A 5,158-nucleotide genomic window follows, 5' to 3' on the forward strand; every position below is an offset into this window, starting at 1 on the left:
GCGCCGGCCGTCCCCGGCGCCGACGACGTCGCGCGCGTGGCGGAGCGGGTCGCCGGGCAGGTGGGCGCGCGCGACCTCGGGACGCTGCGCGGGCTGCTCGACGCCTGGCCGGGGCCGCACGGCGCCGCGGAGCTGCTGCAGGTCGTCGAGCGCGAGCGCGACCTCACGGTCACGTCGTTCACGGCCGGCGAGGCGCGAGTCGCGGAGGGCGCGGTCACGGTGCCGCTGCAGGTCGCGCTCAAGTGGCGGCGCGGGGGGCTGGTGCGCGTGGTCGGCGTGAAGACCGACCAGTCGACCGCACGGCTGGAGGCGCGGCTGGCGCGCGAGGGCGGGCGGTGGGAGGTGACGGGGCTGCGCCTCGCGTCGCCGTTCCGGAAGTGAGGGCGGGCGGCGCCCGCCGCCCCGGCCGGCCCGCCCCCGCTAGCTTCCCGGCATGGACTGGGAGATCCCCGCCGTCGCGCGCACCGAGCTGGCCGCCGCCGGGCTGCAGGCCGCGATCACGATCGCGCTCGCGCTCCTCTGCCTCTGGCTGCACCGTCGGCACGGGAAGCCGTACTTCGCCTGGTTCGCCGCCGCGTGGGGGCTCTACGCGCTGCGGCTGGCCGCGATCGGGAGCTTCCTGCTCACGCGGCAGTGGGCGTTCCTCTACGCGCACCAGGTCATCACGGGGCTCACCGCGCTCGCGCTGCTGTGGGCCGCCCTCGTGTTCTCCCGCCAGCTCGCCTGGCGGTGGCGCTACCTGGCGTGGGCGCTCTTCCCGGTGGTCTGGTCGCTGGTCGCGATCTACCGGCTCGACTCGTTCATGCTGGCCGCGGCGCCGATGGTCGCCTTCCTCGCCGCGGCGACGATGTGGAGCGGGTGGACCTTCTGGCAGTACCACCGCCGCGTCGGCTCGACCGGCGCCCGCGTGCTGGCGGCGGCGTTCGCGCTGTGGGGGCTGCACCACCTCGACTACCCGCTGCTGCGCGCCCGCGGCGCGTGGACGCCGTGGGGCTACTACCTCGACATCGCCTTCGTGCTGGCGGTGGGGCTGGGGATCGTCCTGCTGGTGCTCGACGACCTGCGGCGCGGGCTGGGGGCGCTGAGCGCGCTGTCGGGCGACCTGCAGCGCTCCCCGCGCGAGGCCGACGTGCTCGACGCGCTGCTGGCCCGCCCGCTGGAGCTGCCGGCGGTGCGCGGGACGGCGTTCTTCGCGCCGCTGCCGGGCGTCCCCCAGCTCGTGTGCGTGCGCGGCGCCGGCGCTTGCGCGGGGTGGGAAGGGGTGCGCCCCGAGGGGGCGGTGGCCGACGGGCTGGCCGCGGTGCTGGCCACGGGCCGCCCGCAGGTGGCCGCCGACGTGGGCGGGCTCCCCTACGTCGCCGCGCTCCCGGTGCTCACCGGCGGGACCGCCACCGGCGCGCTGGTGCTGGCCGGCGACGCCCGCGACCCGTTCACCGCGCTCGACGAGAGCTTCCTCCGCGCCCTCGGCCAGCAGGTGGGGGCGGCGCTCCACTCGGCGGCCCTCTACCGGACGCTGGAGAGCCGGTCGGCGGAGCTGGAGCGGCTGTCGCTGCGCATGGTCCGGCAGCACGAGGAGGAGCGGCGCCGCCTGTCGCGCGAGCTGCACGACGAGACGGCGCAGGTCTTCACCGCGGTGAAGATGCAGCTCGGCATGCTACGCGAGGGGGTGGAGCCGGCGCAGCGCCAGCGGCTCGACCGCGTGCTCGCGCTCATCGACACGGGGATCGGCTCGATCCGCAGCGTGACCAACGACCTCCGCCCGTCGCTGCTCGACGACCTGGGGCTGCTCCCGGCGCTGCGCTCGCTGTGCGCCGACTTCAGCGAGCGGACGGGGATCGCCGCCTCGCTCGCCCTCCCCGACCACCCGCTCCCGGCGCTGCCCGAGGACGCCGACCTGGCGCTCTACCGGGCGATGCAGGAGGGGCTGTCGAACGTCGCCCGCCACGCCCGGGCCCGCACGGTCACGGTCCACCTCGCCACCGTCCCGGGGGGGGTGCGGCTCAGCGTCACCGACGACGGAGGCGGGCTGGCCGCCCCGGCCGACCCCGTGCGGCTGGAGCGCGAGGGGCACATGGGTCTGGTCGGCATGCGCGAGCGCATCGGCGCGCTGGGCGGCACGGTGACGCTTGAGAACGTCGATGGTGGCGCCATGCTGCGCGTATTCGTCCCCACCATTTCAATCCGCGCCGAGGGCGCCGCATGACCGACGCGATCGGGATCGCCGCCCTCGGGGCGCTGCTCGGGCTGCGCCACGCCGCCGACGCCGACCACGTGGTGGCGGTGACGACGATCGTCGCCCGCGAGCCCGGGCTGCGGCGGGCGGCGGCCGTCGGCGCGCTGTGGGGGCTGGGGCACTCGACGACGATCCTGCTGGTCGGGGGGACGCTGATCGCGCTCCGGGTCGCGATGCCGCCGCGCCTCGCCGTCGCGCTCGAGCTGGTCGTCGCCGCCATGCTCGTCCTGCTCGGCGTCCGGGCGCTGCGCGCGGGGCGGACCCCCGCCGCGGCGGCGCCGGGGTCGGCGCTGCGCCCGCTCGTCGTCGGGACCGTGCACGGGCTGGCCGGATCGGCGGCGGTCACGCTGCTCGTGCTCGCCTCGATCCGCGACCCGCGGTGGGCGGTCGCCTACCTCGCCGTGTTCGGGCTCGGCACGGTGGCCGGCATGGTCGGCGTCACGCTCCTCCTGGCGGCCCCCGCCGCCCTCGCCGGCACGCGGCTCCCGCCGCTCCAGCGCGGGCTCCAGCTGGCGGCGGGAACGGCGAGCGTCGTCCTCGGCGTCGTCATGGCGAACGGGCTCGTCCGCGAGCTTACTCCCTGAGGGCGTAGTCCGGGATACGGCGGAGATCGGGGTACGGCGGAGATCGGGATACCACGAACGGCGGGAGAGTGCGCAGATCGGGGTACCGCGAACCCACCGGCTCGAGGCGGCAGGTTCGCGGTACCCCGGTGTACGCCCCATCCCGGGTTCCGCCGTCCCCCGATCTCCGCCGTATCCCGAAGTCCGCCGTCCCCCGCTCTCCGCCTCTAGATTTCCGCCGATGGGTGAGCCGACTGTGATTCGCGTCCTCGTGTGCGACGACCACGCCGTGGTCCGCGAGGGGATCCGCCACGTGCTCGAGGCCGAGCCCGGGGTCGTGGTGGTCGCCGAGGCGTCGCACGCGGCGCAGGCGCTGGCGCTGGCGGCGGAGCACCGGCCGGACGTGATCGTGCTCGACGTGTCCATGCCCGGGGAGAGCGGGCTGCGGGCGGCGCCGCGGCTGCGCGAGGCCGTGCCCGAGGCGCGGATCCTCATCATGTCGATGCACGACAACGCGGAGTACGTGCGCGAGGGGGTGCGCGCCGGGGCGAGCGGCTACCTGCTCAAGGACAGCGCGGCCGCCGAGCTGCGGCTGGCGGTGCGGGCGGTGCACGCCGGCGGCTCGTACTTCAGCACCCCGGCCGCGCAGGGGCTCACCGGCACCGGCGCCCCCGGCGCGCCGGCCGCCGACGACCGGGACGCGCCGGAGGGGGCGCTGCCGCCGATCGACGTGCTGACGGCGCGCGAGCGCGACGTGCTGGAGGGGATCGCGCGCGGCCTCACGAACAAGGAGATCGCCGCCGAGCTGGGAATCAGCCACCGCACCGTCGAGACGCACCGCGAGAGCCTCATGCGGAAGCTCGGGATCCGGACCGTTGCGGGGCTGACGCGGTACGTACTGGACGTGGGCGCGGCGCGGCGCGACGGCTGAGCGGCCGGGCGCTGCGGGCCGCGGGCTGCGGATCCCACCGAACCCGCAGTCCGCGGCCCGCCGCGCTGTTGCTTTCGCTTCCCCTGACGCGTTCGTGACAGGTCGGCGGGACGAACCGGGTAAACCGACGACACCGGCGTCGCATCCAACCCGTACGGCCTGTCGCACCCCTCTTCCCGGCTGTCCCCCCCTCCGTGACCGAGTCGCCCGCCCCGGGCGCCCTGCGCGCCCACCTCGACCGGGCGCTGGGCGACCTCTACGTCCTCGAGCACGAGCTCGGGGGCGCCGGCATGTCGCGCGTCTTCGTGGCGCGCGAGCTGGCGCTGGGGCGGCAGGTGGTGCTGAAGGTGCTCCCCCCCGACCTCGCCGCGGGGCTGAACGTCGAGCGCTTCCGCCGCGAGATCCAGCTGGCCGCCGGGCTGCAGCACCCGCACGTCGTCCCCGTGCTCTCCGCCGGCTCGGCGGACGGGATGCCGTACTACGCGATGCCGCTGGTCGAGGGGGAGTCGCTGCGCGCGCGGCTGGCCCGCGACGGCGCGCTGCCGACGGGCGACGCGGTGCGCGTGCTGCACGACGTGGCCGACGCGCTGGCCTACGCGCACGCCCGCGGGATCGTGCACCGCGACGTGAAGCCCGACAACGTGCTGCTGTCGGGGATGCACGCGCTGGTCACCGACTTCGGCGTCGCCAAGGCGCTGCGCACCGCGTTCGACCCGCGGGCGGAGCTGGAGACGACGGCCGGCACCGGCGCGGGGCTCGCCATCGGGACGCCCGCGTACATGGCGCCCGAGCAGGCGGCCGCCGACCCGGGGGTCGACCACCGCGCGGACCTCTACGCGTTCGGCGTGCTGGCGTACGAGACGCTGACCGGCGCGCCGCCGTTCCACCGCCGCCCGCCGGCGGAGATCCTGACCGCGCACCTCGCCGAGACGCCGGAGCCGGTGGACCGGCGCGCCCCGGGCGTCCCGCCGGCGCTGGCGGCGCTCGTGATGCGCTGCCTCGCCAAGCGCCCCGAGGACCGCCCCGCCGACGCCGCCGAGCGGCGCGACGTGGTGGCCGCGGCCGTGACCCCCGGCGCGGGGACGACCGGAGCCGGGACGACCGCCGACGCCGCGCCACCTCGCGCGCGCCCGCGCCGCCGTGTCGCGCTGGTCGCGACGGCGTTCGGGCTGGTGGCCGCCGCCGCGACGGTGCTCGGGCTGTACCGCACGCGCGAGCGCCCGCTCGACGCGCAGGTGGTCGCGGTCGCGCCGTTCCGCGTGACCGGGAGCGACCCGTCGCTGCGCTACCTGCGCGAGGGGATGCTCGACCTGCTGGCGGCGACGCTGACCGGCGAGGGGGGGCCGCGCTCCGCCGACCCGCGCGCGGTCCTGAGCGCGTGGCGCCGCGCCGCGCGCGCCGACGCGGGCGAGGACGCCGACCTGCCGCGCG

The 5,158-nt window shown here is 77.1% G+C and carries 5 protein-coding genes; all 5 read left to right on the top strand.

Going from position 1 to position 5,158, the window contains the following annotated elements:
• Positions 1 to 381: hypothetical protein (locus PYV61_RS20585; protein WP_275835144.1), on the top strand; the 381-nt coding region annotated here is incomplete at its 5' end.
• 52 nt (positions 382 to 433) lie between these two features.
• Positions 434 to 2,203: a GAF domain-containing sensor histidine kinase gene (locus PYV61_RS20590; protein ID WP_275835146.1), complete on the top strand. Its 1,770-nt coding sequence runs from the start codon at positions 434 to 436 to the stop codon at positions 2,201 to 2,203.
• Entirely contained in the window at positions 2,200 to 2,817 is a 618-nt protein-coding gene (locus tag PYV61_RS20595) for a HupE/UreJ family protein (protein ID WP_275835148.1), read from the top strand. The genes PYV61_RS20590 and PYV61_RS20595 overlap by 4 nt, the downstream gene beginning before the upstream one ends.
• A gap of 235 nt (positions 2,818 to 3,052) precedes the next feature.
• Positions 3,053 to 3,727 carry a response regulator transcription factor gene (locus PYV61_RS20600; protein ID WP_275835150.1) on the top strand — a complete coding sequence of 225 codons (675 nt, stop codon included), beginning with the start codon at positions 3,053 to 3,055 and terminating at the stop codon, positions 3,725 to 3,727.
• A gap of 194 nt (positions 3,728 to 3,921) precedes the next feature.
• Positions 3,922 to 5,158: serine/threonine-protein kinase (locus PYV61_RS20605; RefSeq protein ID WP_275835152.1), on the top strand; the 1,237-nt coding region annotated here is incomplete at its 3' end.

The organism is Roseisolibacter sp. H3M3-2, from assembly GCF_029211165.1.
Taxonomy (GTDB): Bacteria; Gemmatimonadota; Gemmatimonadetes; order Gemmatimonadales; family Gemmatimonadaceae; genus Roseisolibacter.